At 43.1% G+C, this 17,220-nt stretch carries 15 protein-coding genes; 4 read left to right on the plus strand and 11 right to left on the minus strand.

Annotated elements, in window-relative coordinates:
• Nucleotides 1-732: 732 nt before the first annotated feature.
• Nucleotides 733-1,446: a class I SAM-dependent methyltransferase gene (locus tag Y696_RS09565; RefSeq protein WP_014731452.1), complete on the plus strand. Its 714-nt coding sequence runs from the start codon at nt 733-735 to the stop codon at nt 1,444-1,446.
• Between the two features lie 263 nt (nt 1,447-1,709).
• Here Y696_RS09565 and Y696_RS09570 read toward each other — a convergent pair whose 3' ends face one another.
• The 3 genes from Y696_RS09570 to Y696_RS09580 all read right to left on the minus strand — a co-directional run bounded on the left by Y696_RS09570 (nt 1,710) and on the right by Y696_RS09580 (nt 5,342).
• A complete protein-coding gene (locus tag Y696_RS09570; protein WP_014731453.1) occupies nt 1,710-2,882 on the minus strand; it encodes a MalY/PatB family protein in 1,173 nt (390 codons plus the stop codon).
• Between the two features lie 79 nt (nt 2,883-2,961).
• A complete protein-coding gene (locus Y696_RS09575; protein WP_121510363.1) occupies nt 2,962-4,410 on the minus strand; it encodes a glycosyltransferase in 1,449 nt (482 codons plus the stop codon).
• Nucleotides 4,407-5,342 (minus strand): carbohydrate kinase family protein, encoded by a 936-nt coding sequence (locus Y696_RS09580; RefSeq protein WP_121510364.1) that lies wholly within the window; start codon nt 5,340-5,342, stop codon nt 4,407-4,409. Before Y696_RS09580 ends, Y696_RS09575 begins: the two co-directional genes overlap by 4 nt.
• A 166-nt stretch (nt 5,343-5,508) precedes the next feature.
• On the opposite strand from Y696_RS09580, the gene Y696_RS09585 reads away from it, so the two are divergent.
• Entirely contained in the window at nt 5,509-7,215 is a 1,707-nt protein-coding gene (locus tag Y696_RS09585; RefSeq protein WP_006487994.1) for a M3 family oligoendopeptidase, read from the plus strand.
• Nucleotides 7,216-7,302: 87 nt separating this feature from the next.
• Nucleotides 7,303-9,093 (plus strand): hypothetical protein, encoded by a 1,791-nt coding sequence (locus Y696_RS09590; protein WP_006487992.1) that lies wholly within the window; start codon nt 7,303-7,305, stop codon nt 9,091-9,093.
• A gap of 84 nt (nt 9,094-9,177) precedes the next feature.
• Here the strand turns inward: Y696_RS09590 and Y696_RS09595 are convergent, their stop codons facing one another.
• The 5 genes from Y696_RS09595 to Y696_RS14070 all read right to left on the minus strand — a co-directional run bounded on the left by Y696_RS09595 (nt 9,178) and on the right by Y696_RS14070 (nt 11,464).
• Entirely contained in the window at nt 9,178-10,080 is a 903-nt protein-coding gene (locus tag Y696_RS09595; RefSeq protein WP_121510365.1) for a carbohydrate kinase family protein, read from the minus strand.
• Between the two features lie 6 nt (nt 10,081-10,086).
• Nucleotides 10,087-10,242 (minus strand): hypothetical protein, encoded by a 156-nt coding sequence (locus Y696_RS14065; protein ID WP_158309310.1) that lies wholly within the window; start codon nt 10,240-10,242, stop codon nt 10,087-10,089.
• 165 nt (nt 10,243-10,407) lie between these two features.
• A complete protein-coding gene (locus Y696_RS09600; protein ID WP_049794060.1) occupies nt 10,408-10,668 on the minus strand; it encodes a 2-oxoacid:acceptor oxidoreductase family protein in 261 nt (86 codons plus the stop codon).
• Nucleotides 10,665-10,928 carry a hypothetical protein gene (locus Y696_RS14185; RefSeq protein WP_014731459.1) on the minus strand — a complete coding sequence of 88 codons (264 nt, stop codon included), beginning with the start codon at nt 10,926-10,928 and terminating at the stop codon, nt 10,665-10,667. The genes Y696_RS09600 and Y696_RS14185 overlap by 4 nt, the downstream gene beginning before the upstream one ends.
• A gap of 398 nt (nt 10,929-11,326) precedes the next feature.
• Complete coding sequence (locus tag Y696_RS14070; RefSeq protein WP_006487980.1) at nt 11,327-11,464, minus strand: hypothetical protein; 138 nt, start codon at nt 11,462-11,464, stop codon at nt 11,327-11,329.
• Between the two features lie 237 nt (nt 11,465-11,701).
• Here Y696_RS14070 and Y696_RS09610 point away from each other — a divergent pair, with 237 nt between their 5' ends.
• On the plus strand, nt 11,702-12,679 hold the full coding sequence (locus tag Y696_RS09610; protein WP_121510366.1) for a tocopherol cyclase family protein: 978 nt from the start codon (nt 11,702-11,704) through the stop codon (nt 12,677-12,679).
• A 164-nt stretch (nt 12,680-12,843) separates the two neighbouring features.
• Here the strand turns inward: Y696_RS09610 and Y696_RS09615 are convergent, their stop codons facing one another.
• From Y696_RS09615 to Y696_RS09625, 3 genes are all read right to left on the minus strand, one after another.
• Nucleotides 12,844-13,674: an ABC transporter permease gene (locus tag Y696_RS09615; protein ID WP_121510367.1), complete on the minus strand. Its 831-nt coding sequence runs from the start codon at nt 13,672-13,674 to the stop codon at nt 12,844-12,846.
• Nucleotides 13,671-14,465, minus strand: coding sequence for an ABC transporter ATP-binding protein (locus Y696_RS09620; RefSeq protein ID WP_006487976.1), 795 nt, complete (start codon nt 14,463-14,465; stop codon nt 13,671-13,673). Before Y696_RS09620 ends, Y696_RS09615 begins: the two co-directional genes overlap by 4 nt.
• A gap of 842 nt (nt 14,466-15,307) precedes the next feature.
• A complete protein-coding gene (locus Y696_RS09625; protein ID WP_121510368.1) occupies nt 15,308-17,155 on the minus strand; it encodes a CehA/McbA family metallohydrolase in 1,848 nt (615 codons plus the stop codon).
• Nucleotides 17,156-17,220: the final 65 nt, after the last annotated feature.

Here is a 17,220-nt window from a genome sequence, read left to right on the forward strand (position 1 = left end):
AAGCACTCTCTCTTACCTGTAAAACTATCCTGTCTACTTCCTTCATGTTTCTCTTCTTCATCTTCTTTCCTCCTCTTCTCCAATCAAAATCTCGGATTGATAAGTAAGTTACTGTAAACAGTCTCTCTTTCACTCTCGATCAATCTGTCTATCGCCTTGAAGTCTTTCTTCTCCCTGAATCTCATTCAAACCACTCCTCTCTTATCTGATGTTCATTACTCTTGATCTGATTGAATCTTCAATGATGTTTGAGTAAGTCTCCCTTTCTCTGTAATGAACCTTTCTTTCTCTTCCTCTCATCTTCCTCACCTCCTTCATAGGTAATGTGGGAAGGACTCTCCTGCGAGTTTCTCTTTGAACTTTCTGATTGCTCTTTCTATGGACGCTGGATCTTTCACTTTTCTCATTCTCACACCTCCTTTTTGTTAATCTCTGCTTCGACATTCATAATATATCACATAAAATAATAAAAAGTCAAGAGAGAAACTAAAACAATCTTAGATAAATATAATTATTATTGGAAAGCTAATAAGTATTTCTTCCAGAACAAGAAAAAAGTTCAATGTAATAGATCATGTAGAATTTTGAATGGGGATTTGTCAACTGATTAGATGGTTAAGAATCCAAAGATTCGAGGATTGTTGGAATAGTTATGATCCAGACTTTATAATTTCTAATTGGAACATGGAGAACTGAGATTGATTAAGGGCAGTAGGTAGAGTCTGCAAAAGCATGGACATCAAATGTATAATCAAGGAAAGACAGGGGGCACTTGCGGAATGGTTAAACGTGCTAAATGAATGCATAATTTGTGGTTCTGAAACGCGAGAGATCTATAATCGCACATTAAAGGTGAAATATCACCACTGCGGAAACTGTGAGTTCATCTCGAAGGATCCGGCCGATTGGATTTCAGAAGAAGAAGAGCTGAAGATCTATAATAGGCACAATAATAGCATCGAGGACCCGCGATACGTTGCGTTTTTCAAAGATTTCATCGATTCTGCAGTTGTGCCTTTCCTCTCAAAAGGAAGAAGAGGATTTGATTTTGGAAGTGGTCCATCGCCTGTGCTTGCAACTATACTTGAAAGGGATTACGGCTTCAAAATGGACATCTATGATCTTTACTTCTCGCCAAATGAGGTCTTTAAGGGGAAAAAATACAATCTAATCACCTCAACTGAGGTTTTCGAACACCTTGCGGAACCCGTAAAGTATTTTAGAATGCTTTCGGGCTATCTTGAGGATGATGGATTGCTTTCAGTCATGACTCTTTTTCATCCACAAGATCATCAGCAGTTTCTTGACTGGTACTACATGAGAGATATGAGTCATATATCCTTTTATACTGTCAGAACAATGCAAGTAATTTCCGATCTTGTCGGACTTGAGTTGTTATTCACTGATAGAAAGAGATACACTTCTTTCAAATTGAGAAAGAAGTGAGAAAGACACCTTAATGGTCAGAAATGGTCAGAAACAAAACAGGCCCTCTCGTGAAGAGCCTGTTTTCTATTTGGGAATTTCCGAACAGGGGTGGGGTCTAGCATGTCTCTGTTTGATCGAGTCGAGAAGGAGTTGATTCTTCAATTCATTTTAGTCAAAAATGTGGAATTGTCAATTAACCCAGCGTGACTATTGTTTAAGTCTATATGTACTTCTTTTCTTCCGATCAGAGTAAGTTACAACATTCTTAGCAAACTTGAAAATCACTCGGATTTCCTGGCTGTAATTAATCTCTTCATTGCCTCTTCAACTATGGCCCTTGGGCAGGCAAGATTCACCCTCATGAACCCTTCGCCTTCTTCACCGAATATCGAGCCGTCTTCAAAGCCAACCTTTGCCTTTTCGTACAGAAAGCTCCTGAGCTCTTCAACACTCATACCTGTATTTCTAAAATCGATCCATGCAAGATAGGTTCCCTCGAGATCAGCAACTCTCAGCTCCGGGAAATTGGTTTTCAAGAAATCTCTCATATACACGAAGTTCCCATTAATGTATTCGAGTAGTTGTTCGAGCCAACGTTCCCCATTGTTATAAGCCGTTTCAAGAGCGACTGTGCCAAAAACGTTAGACATACCGGCTCCAACTGTGCTCATCATACTCGAGTATTCTCCTAGAAGTTCACTGGATGACGAAATTACCGCTGCTGAAGAGAGGCCCGCGAGATTGAAAGTCTTACTTGGCGCAACGCATGTCAGTGTTATGGAAGAAACCTCGTCAGAAATCATTGCTGTAGGTATATGCTTGTTATTGCCAAAAACCAGATCCGAATGGATCTCGTCAGAGATTATCTTGATGTTTCTGTTCAAACAGATCTCTCCCAGCCTTGAGAGCTCATCTCTTCTCCAAACCCTTCCGACTGGATTGTGGGGACTGCAGAGAATGATAATCTTCGTTCTTGAATCAACTTTTCTTTCAAGGTCTTCGAAATCCATTGAGTACCTTCCGTCTGATTCCTTCAAAGGGTTCAGAATCATTTGTCGACCCGTTTCATTGATTGCTTTGAAGAAAGGATAATACACCGGTGTCTGCACAACCACCCTGTCTCCAGGATGAGAAAGCGCCATAATGGCAATGTGAACTGCCGCGACAACTCCAGGAGCGTGTGCGATCCACTCTTCCTTTATCTTCCAGCCATGTCTTCTATAAAGCCAATTCACGATAGACTCGTAGTAAGCTTTTGATCTTGCGGTATATCCGTAGATTCCATGCTTTGCTCTTGAGACTATTGCCTCGACAACTTCAGGGGGCGACTCAAAATCCATATCGGCTACCCACATCGGAAGCAGATCATTCCTTCCAAAAAAGAGATCTGCGTGATCCCACTTAATGCAATTTGTTCCTCTTCTCTCGATAACTCTGTCAAAGTCGTATTTCACAGCTTTCCTCCATCTCTTAGAAATGTCATCTATGTTCACATTCAAGATTATCATTGGTTGAGCTGAAAGAATTTCTGGACTACTCAATAAACGGAAGACCATCACCCGAGTAAAGACATTCTGGAATCTCCGGCTCGGGATATTCCCCCTTGATTTTCTCTTTGATCACGTTGAGATAGTTTTCAGCACTTGATCGCCATGTATATTTTTCGGTTACCCGATCAACTCCTCTTGAACTTAATTCTTCCCAAAAAGAGGGACTGCTGAAGAGAGCCTTTTTCAATCCGCGAACAATATCATTTGTTTCAAGAGGATCTACTAGCACTCCATATTCAATGTTGTCTTCTCTTAAACTCTCTGCCGGTCCACCATTTGAGGTTGCTACTACTGGCAGCCCGCAGGCCATAGCTTCAATCGGTGCAAGGCCAAACGGTTCATACAGAGATGTCAAAGCGAAAATCGATTTCCTCTTCGTAGAGATTCTATATAGGGCGGATAGTTCGTGCTGATTCTCAATGTTAAGGAAAATCACTCCGTATTCAATTCCATTTCTGCGGATATGGTCGATGATTTCCTTCAGAACTGAACGATCAGGTTCCTCAAGGGAGTCGAATTCTTCGTATGGATTTTTAATCCCTCTCGTGACGATCACAAGATTGCTTGACTCATGGAGTTCACGATCATTTGCAAAGGCTCTGACTATTCCAATGTGGTTCTTCTTTCCTTCGAATCTGCTTGAGACAACGATCATCGGGAGTCGAAACCTCGATGCATTTGAAAATCTTTCAACAGCCTCTTTGTATCTATCTTCTATTGCTTCGTCCAATTCCGATGGATTTGCAGTGAATATATCCGTATTGACACCGGGAGGTACGATTGAGTATTTTGAATCGTTCCCGACGTCAGAAAACTCACGGTAAAGGGGATGGCTATACTGCTGAAATCTTTCGATCGAAGTTGAAACAAAATTCACTGCAGAGTACTTCATGGAGATACGCTCTGCCGCAATTCGATAGGAGAAGTTGAACTCCTCTTCGATTTTCATGCGGTTTTCTCCCGTCTGAAGTAGCTTATCTAGTTTCTGAGCGCCTAAGGAGTGAGCGGTGAACGAGTAAGGAATCCCCGTTTCTTTGAATAACATAGCGCCTGTAAGACCTCCATCTCCGTAATGTGTTGTAAGAAAATTCGGCATCGTGCGCTCTGCTCGATAGAACTCTATTATTCTTCTTGAGAACTCACCTAGGTAGGGCCATAAGCCCTCTTTTCTTAGAAATTCGTCGGGGCCGAAGGGAATCCGAACGATTCTGAGATTCTCTTTTCCTGGATAGTAGTCGAATTCATCGGCGAATTCGGGCCATCTCTCATCGATTATTCTTCTGGTGATTATGTCACACCTGATTCCCATTTCCGACATAGCCGAAGCGACCTCTTTGACATAGACCAACTGGCCCCCAAAATCCGGATGAGTCGTCCAGTAACTGTCTTCTCTATCGAAGTTTCCCTGCGGGTTTATAAACGCAACTCTCACAAATTATCACCTGCCTCGAAAATCGCCTTCAGAGCATCTATAGAAGGTAAGATCACTTCCTTTCCTTCGTGTTCAATGCGGAAGCCCGCGCAGTAGTTACCGTACACCGCCGATTCAAATATGTTTTTTCCACCGAGCAATCCGAATAAAACTCCTGACCAAAATGCATCTCCAGCTCCTGTTGTATCTACTACTCTTCTCGCACAAGATGGCAAGGTCACTACCCTGTTTCCGTCGGATATCATTGATCCTTTTTGCCCCAGAGTTAGAATGACGTTTTTCGCTCCAGATTCATGGAATTTGCGAATGTAATCAAGAGGTTTTCCAGGGCCGAAAATCTCGTTAGCATCATCTTCAGAAGGTTTGACAAGAAAGACATTCTCGAGGAACCCTTTTATGAATTCCGAACCATCCTGATTGTGAGTCCACAGAATTTGTCTGTAGTTGGGATCGAATGAGATCCTTACTCCCGTTCGAAGTGCATAATCTACAAGTTTGCAGCAAACCTCTCGAGACCTCTCGCACGATAGCGGCCATGCAGTGAAGTGAATAAAGTCTGTGTCCTTCATGAAGCTATCAATATCATACGGTTCCTCAAGTAAGCAATCTGCACCTCTGAAGGCCGAGAACTGTGGTGATGACTGAGATTTCGAAACGAAGACCATAGAGGTATGGGCTTCCTGGTCTTGCTGGACAAAGGAAGTATCTATCCCTTTTAAACGAAGATGCTCAAGGTAAGCCCTTCCGAAAGGATCATTTCCAACTCTTGATAGAAGAATACTTTCGATACCCAGGTCGTTAAGATTCGATGCAAGGTTTCCCGGCGAACCCGCAAAGAACCTTCGAAAAGAAGTCGCTTTGCCTAGATCTTTCACAGTATTGGTAGATATCAGATCAATAAGGAGCTCACCAACGACGGCAATTCGAGACAATTCAACGCCTCCTTCTCTTATTAGTCTATCATTTAAGAGTCTATTTCCGTTCACGGATCCGGGATCTGCTCAAACATAGCTCTTCAGAAACCAGATTCTCAAAGTGGGAGGCGTGTATAATCAAGTTAACAATGGCTACACATATTTGAGACAGGAGGTTTAGTAAATGGAGGAAATATCTTTAAAAAGGCTCCAAAGAAGATATGTTGGAAGTGATATTGATTTATCGCTCTGGGAGAATCTGGAAAGCGAGCTCAAGAGGCTTGAGGAATACGAAATTGTTGATAGAGATTCGCTAGAGAACTTCCTGCTTCACTGGAGTGAGCTATTCATGATTCTTCAAGAGAAGCTTGCGTGGAAGTACATCGACATGACAAGATTTGCTGATAACGAGAAGAAGAGACTTGATTATTCCAAATTCTTCGAAGATGTTTATTCGAAGGCAGAGCCTTATAGAATAAGGCTTATGAAAAAATACTACGATAGCATTCACAGAAGGGAGTTAGATCCTTTCCGATATGAGAACTTCGATGCGATAGTTTCTAACGCGGTTGAGCTTTTCAATGAGGATAATCTCTCTCTGGAGGTTCAGGAGAAGAAAATGGCGTCTGAATATGCGGCGACCATCGGTTCAATAACTGCAGAGTTTCGAGGAAAAGAATACACTCTTTCGCAGCTATCGAGGTTCCAGCTGGAACCGGACCGCTTAACTCGCGAAGAAGCCTGGAGGCTTTCAATGAGCAAACTTGATGAAGTACATGAAAGCCTTGAGAACCTATTTGATAGACTTCTTTCTGTAAGGGTTCCTCAGGCGGCAAATTCTGGATTCACTAGTTATAGAGACTATATGCATCAGAAGAAGAACAGATTTGTCTATTCAGTCGAGGATATACACAGATTTCATGAATCTGTAGAAAAAGTTGTAGTTCCTTTTGTTTCGGAGCTTAATGAGAAGAGACGGAAAGAACTCGGGTTGGATAGACTAAGACCCTGGGATATTAGTGTTGAGCCTTCGGGAAGAGTTCTAAAGCCATTTGAAACAATGGAGGAATTCATACAGAAGGCTATCAGAGTACTTCAGAAGGTTGACCCGGAGTTCGGCGCTAATCTCTTAAAGATGAAGAAAAACGGTCTGCTTGATCTCGAAAACAGAAAGGGAAAGGCTCCAGGTGGCTACAACTACCCCTTAGATGAAACCGGCGCTCCTTTCATCTTTATGAACGCCACGGGAACTCCCGCAAATGTCAAAACCATACTTCATGAATCAGGACATGCGATGCACTCTTTTGCAACGACAGATGAGAAACTGATAGCTTATAGACACGCAACCCACGAAGCTGCCGAACTGGCTTCCATGTCTATGGAACTTTTGACGATGGATTACTGGGATGAATACTACTCAGAAGAGGAGGTAAGGATTGCAAGAAGAGAGGAACTGACCGGAACTTTGAGTTTTCTGCCATGGTGTATGATTGTGGATTCTTTCCAGCAATGGATCTATACAAACCCCGATCATTCTTCCTCGGAAAGAGATGAGAAATTCTCTTTGGTTTTCGATCGATTTAACACTGGAGTCGACTGGACAGGACTCGAAGAAGAGAAGAAGATTCGCTGGCTTCTTCAGCCACATATTTTTACGAATCCCTTCTACTATATAGAATACGGAATTGCTCAACTTGGGGCTCTCGCTGTTTACAGAAACTATAGGAAAAATGGCTCTAAGGCCATTGAGGATTACAAGAAGTTCCTTTCAATGGGTTATTCCAGGCCGCTAGACGAATTGTTTGAAAGCGCAGGTATAAAATTCGATTTTTCGGAGCATTACCTGCTTGAACTCGTCCGATTTGTTAAAAGCGAGCTAGCTTTGCTTTGAAGAGAGTGCTTCTTTGAAAGAAGGGACAGTTCGCAAGGGTAGCTTCGGCGAAGCTCACAGAGTTAGAATTGGTGAGGAGGTGTTTGGATGAGAAAAATCGTCTTTGTTATAGTTCTGTTGATGATACCGTTCGTTTTGCTGGGTCAGGTAGAAGAACTCAAGGCCAAGATAGCCGAAAATCCTCTGGATGTTGAAAGTCTCAAAGCATTGCTGGAAATCTACTATGAGAATTACGAACTTGAGAGTTATGGAACAACACTGAAAGAAGTAATAATGAATGTTGATGAGATTCCCGAAGCAATGTATCCGTTGATTGAAGAAGGAATTGAGAAGTTGCTTGAAAATGCTTATTCAGATTACGCCGAAGAAATATCCGAGATCCTTTTTGATCTTCGGCCAGACAAGATCTCTCTGCTACTCTATCTTAAGTCCCTGAATAGCGGCTGGGCCATGTCGGAGGAGGCTATTCGACAGTCTGTAAACAGACTCAGCGAGGATCAGATCGAGATTTACGAGTTTCTCCATGAGGAGTCTGTTGACCTTTATCCAGTTGATCTTCATCTGCTTGTATCGAGAATCCTTGTAGAGGATTTTGGAGAGACTGACTATTTGATTCCTTATATAGTGGGGTTGATAGACGATTACGACTTTTCAACCGCTAGAAGTCTGCTAAGTGAGAATTCAGAATTTCTTAGCTCTTCACCGATGTACTACTATCTGAATGGAATTCTTGATCTGGAGACAGGCTACTATGACGAAGCTGTTGAATGGTTCCTGCAGGGCAAGTCGAGAGACGACGGTACTGAAATTTACGAGGCGCTGTCCTTGATCGAGTATATATATATCCCTGAATATGTAACCGATTTGTTCACCGCGATTGTCCTGGCCAACGACGAGGCATCGCTAACTTCGAATATTCAGGAGTATGTTCTCAACTACGAGGAGTTGTCCTGGATCTTTTCATGGATTTCAAGAGTTCCAGAACCTAAGAAACTGGCAGAGATTCTCTCAGATGAGGAGACTGCCGTATCGTACAACACGGTGAACTTCGATTTCGAGAAGATCAACATTGGATTCTACGATGCCTACGCATCACTTCTGGGAACAGTTTCAAGTGCTATTTACGGACAGTTTCTAGATGCGAGAACTTATGTCTACATATCTGAAAAGATGGATGGAGTAATAGTTGAGGGAGAGAGAGAAGCCAGATTTGACGGATATGATGTTTATTCTCTTTCCCCCAAGAGAGACCGATTATTGATCATGGATACTTGGGGAGAGTCAATCTCAATGGTAGATAGCAGCATGGATATTCTATGGACATTGTCTGAAGAGTACAGCATGGCGCCTGTCGCGTGGTCGCCAGATGGATCTAAAGTTGTTGTGTCAACGGGCGGAGACTACTTCTCAGTAATCGATGTCGAATCGGGGCAAGTCATCGAGTCAATCGAGAGTTTCTATGATCTGGTCTTCTTGTCTTTGGATGAAACTTACGCGGTAGACTACGATGGGAAAATTGTCAATCTTACAACGGAATCCGTTCTCGATACAGATGCTCCAGTCTACTGGGCTGCATACGGCAATAATGACAAGATAATCTATCTCGAATACCCCGACGAATATTCGGATTTCTCTTACGATTCTCTTCATGTATATGACTTGAGCACCGGGGATGACAGCGTGATAGCTTATAACGCTATGTTTATGGATGCGCCGGTGCCTTCTGTGAAGATAGAGGGAGATTTCGTTTATTTCACAGAGAAGGATGTTCAGGGAATGCACAGGGTAATTGTTATGGATTACACGACAAACGAGGTGCTGTTTGAGAGTCTGCCCAGTGAAGATATAATAATCTTCCCCGATGTTAGACCTGAATGACGAAACGAAGGCCGGCTTAGCCGGCCTTCCTTTTTTTGTAGTTCAGAGTAAATGATGAATTTTTGATAGAGATCTCTTAGAGTTCTACTTCTTTCCTGCAAAAGTTTTATCCAGCTGTTCCTTGGTTATTAGATCGGAAGAGACCCCTTTCTTTGAACAACAGTACCTGGCAGCTATCTGGCCTCTCAGTATTGATTCCTCTAAAGTATATCCTTCAAGGAAGTAACTCGAAAGAAACCCCGCAGCAAGACTATCACCTGCTCCGTTTGTGTCGACTACAGGTTCATCAAGCTCAACCGGGCCGAAGAAGTTGATTCCGTGCTCCGTGCCTAATGCACATCCTCTCTTTCCCATTCCACAGATCACAATTCTATCGTTTCGAACCCTCAGGTATTTTGATATTATGGGGGTGGGATCTCGAAAGTTTGTTGATGAAAAGAAGAGAACGTCAGCCTCTCTAACATAGTCTTCTCTGTACAGGTCATCGGGATCCGTTACATCCTGGATATCTACAGAAATTACAAGCCCTGCTTCTCTTAAAGGTTTTAGAAGAAATCTGGACCAGTTCACAATATTGACGTGGGCAAGTTTGGTTCCAAATAGGTATTTCTTTATGGCTTCAGCATCCGGCTTCAAGGCCATTGCTCCTCTACCGTCATAGAAGTTCTTTCGCTCACCGTTCTTGTACATAATGTTTACGCTTCTCTTAGTTCCCAGTGGATCGACTCCAAGGAAAGCGATGTCGATGCCCTGTGCTGATAGAGTTTCCCGGATGTGGTCTCCAAAATAGTCCGATCCAACGTATCCGATAAAACAGACCTCGTGGCCAAGCCTTTTCAGAGACTGACAGACATATCCACCTGCCTGGCCGATGCAATCCACAACTTCAGTAAATGTCGCCTCTACCGAAAAGTCTATCTCGCTGCCCGATAAATAGACGTTTGTATCAATCCCGATGGCGCCAATTACAGCTACTTCGAAGCCCATAAAGAATCACTCCTGTTTAACAACGCTTCTGAAAAGCTCAAGTTTCTCCTTGAGCAATTCTCCTCCCAGAAGACCGGAGAGAGCCTTTTCGTAATGCTCAACCGAAATTCCTGGAATCACATTTTTGTGAGCAATAGTTCCCACAAGAACTACATTCTGCATCTGGGGATCCTCAAATCTTCTCTCAATACTGAAATCACCTTTGAATTTCGATTCCTTGCCTCCCGTTCGATGTCATCCTTATTTACTTCTTTTGTCCTTCTCAAAAGGACATCCAATGGTTGCCAAACCGTGTCATAGTATAACCAGTATTCCCCCGTCTCTAAGTTAGTTCACCATCCCTCTCAATGCTTCATGACGCTCAAAGGTTATCACCATTTGAGCAGGGTGCTTCTTGATCAATACCGAATGAACATTATTACCAATTCTTAGCTGAGATAAAACCGTACCCCCTCTCTGAGCCAGTCCATGGGTATCGGTTCCGATAGCCCACTGACCGGAGTGGTCGACGGTCCCAAGAAGAATTTCGTTGAGCAGTCCTATGCACTGTCCACCAACTTTAATTATACAAACGTCAAACCTCCTCATGCTTTCACCCCTTCACTGATCATCGGATTCATTTGACTCTGAGGGGCAGGTTTGAACTCAGGATCTATCTCCGATACAGAGATCGTGTTGAAACCAAATTGAACCGTCTTAGGCAGCTTGATAACTCGGACAGGCAAAGTCAGCAATACATACTTTCTGTTACATATCATTCCAGTTTTAACAGGATTTGGCAATGGTTTATGGCTCCTTTTCAGTTCTCTAGTGAACTCCAGCATACACGAATGCTTCACGATAATCACCTTGAAGCCTTCTTCTTCGACAGCCCGTTCAACAAGAAGCTAGTTCCCCATCATAATCTCCGAACCACTTTCTTGGGAGAGGAGTATTTCGCCAATCCTCTTCATAGGATCCCACCTTTCAAAAGATATTCTTTCATGTCACGCGAAATCAATTTCCCAAAAAATGTCAGCTACGCGGGATTTTGTTTTGTATACTGAACATTACTCATTTTTTGTTCGAAAGACTTCTCCAATGAACTTCTGTAAGATGTATCCACTTCACAGACTCTGACCTTTATTTGACAAAGCTTCAAAGTAGCTGGATTCTCGTCCCTCTTTTCTCCGGATAATTCGATTTCAGTCGAGACAATCTCAATTCTCTTCTTTTTCAGAATATCGAGAAATGTGGCGTAAAGGCATTATGCCAGACTCATTAGAAGTAGATCATAGGGAGCAGATTCTTCTTTTCCAATTCTTACCTTGTAACCGGAATCGGTAATTTCAGAACCGGAGAAGCCATCTTTCAAATCTACCTTTGCGTGTACTGTACTTCCCATTTCTTGCCTCCTCTGCATTTTGATTGGAAAGGAGTTATTAGAATTAGATGTCACGAAGATCAAACGGGCAGCGTTGCTAGAAAGGAACGAAACTCATGGTTCGCGACAACTACAGGTTGCACAGTTTAGATCATATCAATAATCAATATTAACATTCAAATGTCAAGAAAAACCAGAATACGAGATTGCCTAGAAGTCTCTCGTGAGTGAAAAGTAGAATATATTAGGAGGTGCGATGTGAATCTATACGCGTTGTTCAATTCATCTCTTTATCATGGAACTTCTTCGAGAAAAGGTTTTTTTGAAGGCTGGTACTTCAAGTTTGTTGACAGGAAGAAGGAAAAGTCATTTGCAGTCATACCGGGAGTGTCCTTGAATTCGTCGAGAGAAGATGCTCACGCTTTTGTTCAATTCCTCTCGGGTGGGAAGAATGAATCCGGCAACTTCAACTATCCCTTGAAAGAGTTCCATTCTGATAAGAAACACTTCTCTGTTGAGATCTCGAAAAATCATTTTTCGGCCGGAGCGGTGATTCTGGAAATGTGCAATGAGAATCACAGAATTGCTGGGAACATAAGGATCTTGGAGCCGTACCTTTGGCCTAGAAAGTTCTATTCCCCTGGGATCATGGGGCCTTTTTCCTTTGTACCATTCATGGAATGTTACCACGGGGTCGTCAGCATGGACCACAAACTTGAGGGAGAAGTAAGAATCGATGATGAACTGATAGATCTTTCCGGAGGCAGAGGATATATAGAAAAGGATTGGGGAAGATCATTTCCAGAGGCGTGGGTCTGGATGCAGAGCAACAGCTTTGATCTCGAGAGAACCTCATTTATGCTTTCGATTGCAACGATTCCATGGTTGGGAAGGAGTTTTACCGGTTGCCTCTGCGCATTTCTGTTTAAAGAAAAGCTCTATAAATTCACTACCTACAGGGGAGCAAAGATCGATAGAGTAGAGGTTTTGGACAACGAAGTATTCCTCCAACTCAGACAGGCAGGGTTTTCCTTGAATGTCAGTGCAAAAAAGACTTCTGGAGCGCGTTTAATCTCGCCTGTAGAAGGTAGTATGAGTGGGAAAATTGATGAATCGCTTACGTCTGAAATAACGGTGAGACTCCTCCGAAACGATGCGGTCTTGTTTGAAGGCACCGGGACAAATTCCGGCCTAGAAGTTGTTGGGGAGCTTAAGCTGAAGGAAAAAAGTAAATGAGAACCTGTGCTGTTCAATCATTAGAGGACTGGATATTGTTGCTAAGGGGATTCTTGCAGTTCCTCTTTAGCAGTTTATCTCTTACATGTCTGTGAAAAAAGGGCATCCCTAGTTTCCTGGATGCCCTCTAACATAAGATTCCGAAAAAATTGTTTCCAAATCCTCTAGCCACTTCTTTTCAGCACCCCTCTTTTTTTCGCCCAAACCTCCATTCTCTTGAAAAACACGAGGCCGAATGGAAGTAGGAGTGCCCCAAGAAGAATCAGAGGCCAAACATCATTCCACATCTCCGGCATGGTTCTGCCTTCAAGTATAGATGCTCGCATACCTCTTAAAGCATAAGTAGCGGGAGATAGCTTGCCTACTTGTTGCATCCACATCGGAAGCACATCGATTTCGTAGTACACACCTGAGAACATCAGAAGCAGGGCCTGAAAGATATGAACTACCTGAACGCCTTTTTCTGGTGAGATCAGGGGCAACACCGCAGCTACAATTCCCAGTCCAACGAATGAAAAACTTGAAACCGCCAGTATTCCGGCCGCCGACAGGAAATTGGCTCTTCCAAGATCTAGATCGAAGAAGACCGAGACGACTACTAGAATAAGACCACTTCTAAGTATTCCATATAGAATGGCATATCCACACGTACTCAATAGATGAGTAGCTCTTCTAACAGGTGCCATGAAGGTGTATTCGATAGTCTCTTCCCATCTCTCCCAGGCAACGGTCTCGGCTACTATCTCGAAGAGAATTGAAAGGTAGCCCCACAGTATCGATCCAAGCAACATGTAAAGGATCAGGTAGCTTGTATCAAGCTTCGTCCCTGAAAAGGCTTCAATTCCCTTTCCGATGAAACCCATTGTCACAGAGTTTGCCAAGGTGTAAACAAAGAAGACCAGTTCCCACTTCCAGTATCTCTTCGTGAAATTGAAATTCCGTTCAATAAAGGCCCAGGAGGCTCGAAGTTCCCGGGCTAACGCCTGCGAACTCATGCTGACTCAACCTCCTGATATTCGGCCTCTTCGATACTCATTCCGGTAAACTCGAGAAAGACATCTTCGAAGCTTGGATTGTCAACTTTACCGAGCAACTGCTTCTTCAGTTCTGAGGGTCGTCCAGAAGCAACGATTCTTCCTAAATGAATTATCGCAACGTAATCACAGAGTTTCTCCGCTTCATCCATGTCATGAGTTGTCAAGAGCATGGTTGTATTCATGGTGTTCTTCACATCGCTAATTAGACTCTGAACATCCCTCTTTGCCCTTGGATCAAGTCCCGTGGTCGGCTCGTCCAAAAGAAGCATTTTGGGTTCAGTCATAAAGGCCCTAACAATGGCTACCTTCTGTTGCATACCTCTGGAAAAGTCTTCTAGCGGATCTTTCAATCTCTTGAGATCCAGTCCGAATCTCTCGGCGAGACCGTTTATCTTTTTGAGAGCCTCTCGCCGTGGAATTCCATATAGTCCTGCTGAAAAACAGAGATTCTCCACTGCGGAAAGCTTCCTGAAGAAACTCGCCTCGACCGAAACTCTGTTTATCATTCTTTGAACCGATGCAGAATTACTAACGGAATCGTACCCGAAAATGGATATGCTTCCTCTATCTGGAATCAAGAGTGTTGAGGCAATTCTGATAAAGGTTGATTTTCCCGAACCGTTTGGACCTAGAAGACCGAAAATCTCTCCTTCCTTTATTCTCAAACTTATCCCTTTTAGTGCTTTGATTTCCTTTCTACTCTTCTTAAATGCTTTCACTATATTGTTGGCAAGCAAAGCGTCTGCCATGTTCTCACCTCCCTAAAGGTAATGAGGTCTGCTGAACCTGCTCTCGATTTCTATCTTCTGCTTATCAACCAAGCCATCTATAAAAACACTCTTTGAGCCTCTGATCTTATTTTTCATTGATATCTCCTCCTGTTTTCTACCTTGTCTTGGCCAGTGTTACTAAGCTTTTCGGTTTTTCGATAAAAGGCGGGAGGGCCGTCGCTTCGATTTCCCTCTTCTTTCTTGGCGATCCAATAACGATGAACATATTTACCCCCTTGATATTCGGAGAGAATGGCCCGTCTAAGTATCCAAAGAACACTATCGATATTTGCCGGATTCTCCGTTTTGGTTCTTTCTGTTTCTGCTGCTAATCTGCTTTCGTTTCTCGGTTTCCTTCAAAAGGCTTTTCTCAAACATTTCTGCACCTCCTTAGTGTCAAAAAAAAGGACCGCGGCTGTTGCAAGCCACGGTCCTTCATAATCCAATTGTCGTTATACGATCTTATACCTCACACGACGGAAGAAGGGGTGGCACAGTACGGCATCGCCGGATACCCGATTAAGGGAAACGGTTGCCGGAACGTAAGCTCTCATGGTCATCAAACTGTGCCTCCTTCGTAGTAAATGTACCTGTTGCTAAGGAATTATAGCATAATGGGGGAGAAATTCAAATATCAAACTCTGAGATTTCCTAAAGTGGTTCTTAAATTTGATAACCTTATTCACACGATGACTAAATAATTCTTCTCTTGTCGATGAATTTATGTCTAAAGTAATCCAAAGATCAAGGCAGTTATCAAACGTGTCCGATTGATTATATAGACAATTCTGTTCAGGCTGGTCTAATCAAAAAGGTCTCGATCATCTAAATGACTGGTCAAGAAGCTCTTTGTTGTTTTCGATCACATCGTCTGTGAATGGATCACCGGGAAAGAGAAGAATCTCGCCCTTGCCGTAAACATGCCTACCTGACTCTCCCCGAAGAACGGAAAGTCCATCGAACACGATTCCGTCGAGTTCAACTGCATCACTAGTAATGGCTTTTTCATAGGTTGCATAAATTCCCATCTCTTCCAAGAGCCTGTTGTAGGAAGAGATAATTTCATTGCTGATTTCATCTCCTGTGCCTGTTATAATCAGTCTCCCACCGTTCATAACAAATTCCTTTATGATATTCGATTGCTGAGGCATTAGTATTTTCAGACGATCAAAACTCCCACCTGCTCCAGGAAGTGGAAGTAGAAGGACATCTATAGTATCGAGTTCACCAACTTTGAAGATCCTATCTGCGGTGGAAACCCTGTTGCCCATTTCCTCGAGTAGCATCTTCAGTTTTTCTCGCTCGTCACTTGCGTAATTGATGTGACTCCTATCCACCAGAACATTGAGAGAGGCAGAACTTCTTATCTCTAACCAGGTGCTCGAATACGGAACTGAATCAAGAAGGAAAAGTATCCTTGCATCATGTTCTTCTGCGGTTTTTTCGAGATGAACTATCTTCGATTCGAATCCCTCCAGCGTCACAATCTCTTTGTGGATAATCCCTCCCAGATTCTCTATCTGAAGCAAAGAAGAAGCTTCTTCAGAGGAAAGGTTTGAGATCTGGAATGAAAGAGTCACTCTTTCTCCGGGCTTGACACTTTCCGGAAATGCGGCTGAATTATAGAGGTGAATCGGGCAAGATCTTTCTACCCAAATCGGAGAAGAAACTGCTTCCTCGCCGTCATGGCCTCTTGCGTATACGAAAAAGTACTGAAATCCAACTTCAATATTTGTTGTCATCTCAATATAGAACTCGTGACTGTCTACAAGAAAATTTGCAATGACCCCGTCATTTGAGTAGATTTCGACAATTTCCAAAGGATCATCCGCGGTATCACGTATAAGTATTCTAAGTTCAACTCTATCGGCATCACGTACTATGTCTCCCATGAATGCTTCCTCGGTTGAAAAATGAATCTCAATGTTCCTGTCTTCCGTCGCGTATGTTCTTCTCTTCTTAAATGCTTCCAGTATCGATTTTTCGCTCAGATCGGTTGCGAAGACGGCTGTTCTGGAGTCATTTGCACCTCCCCAATTAGGTTTGTGGTTATCCTGACCAAGGGTCGTACCAAGATGCCATCCTTTACGAAGTGCTTCCCGATATGCACTAAACATCTCTTCGACAATCGTATCGTTTTCCCACCAGCTTCCATTGCCTACTTCTATAAGATTCATATAGAGATCGGCTTCCGGGGAATACTGAAATTCCTTGAAGTTGTCACCGAAATCTCTCACTGGATGATTGAATTGACCGACGGCATCATGCTCGATTATCCAGTCATAGAGCTGCCAGAGATCGGATTTGACTCTATCGGTCCAATCACTTGTGCCGTAAACGTTGATGTGTCCTGTTCCTGTTGCCGTCCATTCGAACCCCACAAATGCTAGGAAGTCTTCAGATGTTGCTTCAATGGCCGCCTCTATTGTTGCAGCTAGTTTGTTCCTGCCATCAGGAAGATCTTGAGCGAAATAATAGGCATGATCGGTTATTGCTAGAAAGTCGAGGTCCGGGACTTCCTTGGCGTAGGAATAAGCCTCTTCCGGAACACCTGAGCCATCCGAGTAAGAAGTATGGGAGTGGGGGTTCCCGAAGTAAAGGTTGAGATTGCCGCCAACTGAGGCGACAGTTGATAAAAGAAGAAGCGCCACCAATAAAAACCTTTTCATCAAATCACCCTTTCACAATCAACGCTTTTTTATGTAAGATCACTAAAGCTCAAGAGAATCAACAC

Source organism: Mesotoga sp. H07pep.5.4 (assembly GCF_003664935.1).
In the GTDB taxonomy this organism is placed as follows: domain Bacteria; phylum Thermotogota; class Thermotogae; order Petrotogales; family Kosmotogaceae; genus Mesotoga; species Mesotoga prima.

Bases quoted from the DNA above. Each gene is read 5' to 3' on its own strand.
- Y696_RS09565 (WP_014731452.1), top strand. From the start codon at position 733: ATGGACATCAAATGTATAATCAAGGAAAGACAGGGGGCACTTGCGGAA.
- Y696_RS09585 (WP_006487994.1), top strand. From the start codon at position 5,509: ATGGAGGAAATATCTTTAAAAAGGCTCCAAAGAAGATATGTTGGAAGT.
- Y696_RS09590 (WP_006487992.1), top strand. From the start codon at position 7,303: ATGAGAAAAATCGTCTTTGTTATAGTTCTGTTGATGATACCGTTCGTT.
- Y696_RS09595 (WP_121510365.1), bottom strand. From the start codon at position 10,080: ATGGGCTTCGAAGTAGCTGTAATTGGCGCCATCGGGATTGATACAAAC.
- Y696_RS14065 (WP_158309310.1), bottom strand. From the start codon at position 10,242: ATGCAGAATGTAGTTCTTGTGGGAACTATTGCTCACAAAAATGTGATT.
- Y696_RS09600 (WP_049794060.1), bottom strand. From the start codon at position 10,668: ATGAGGAGGTTTGACGTTTGTATAATTAAAGTTGGTGGACAGTGCATA.
- Y696_RS14070 (WP_006487980.1), bottom strand. From the start codon at position 11,464: ATGGGAAGTACAGTACACGCAAAGGTAGATTTGAAAGATGGCTTCTCC.
- Y696_RS09615 (WP_121510367.1), bottom strand. From the start codon at position 13,674: ATGAGTTCGCAGGCGTTAGCCCGGGAACTTCGAGCCTCCTGGGCCTTT.
- Y696_RS09620 (WP_006487976.1), bottom strand. From the start codon at position 14,465: ATGGCAGACGCTTTGCTTGCCAACAATATAGTGAAAGCATTTAAGAAG.
- Y696_RS09625 (WP_121510368.1), bottom strand. From the start codon at position 17,155: ATGAAAAGGTTTTTATTGGTGGCGCTTCTTCTTTTATCAACTGTCGCC.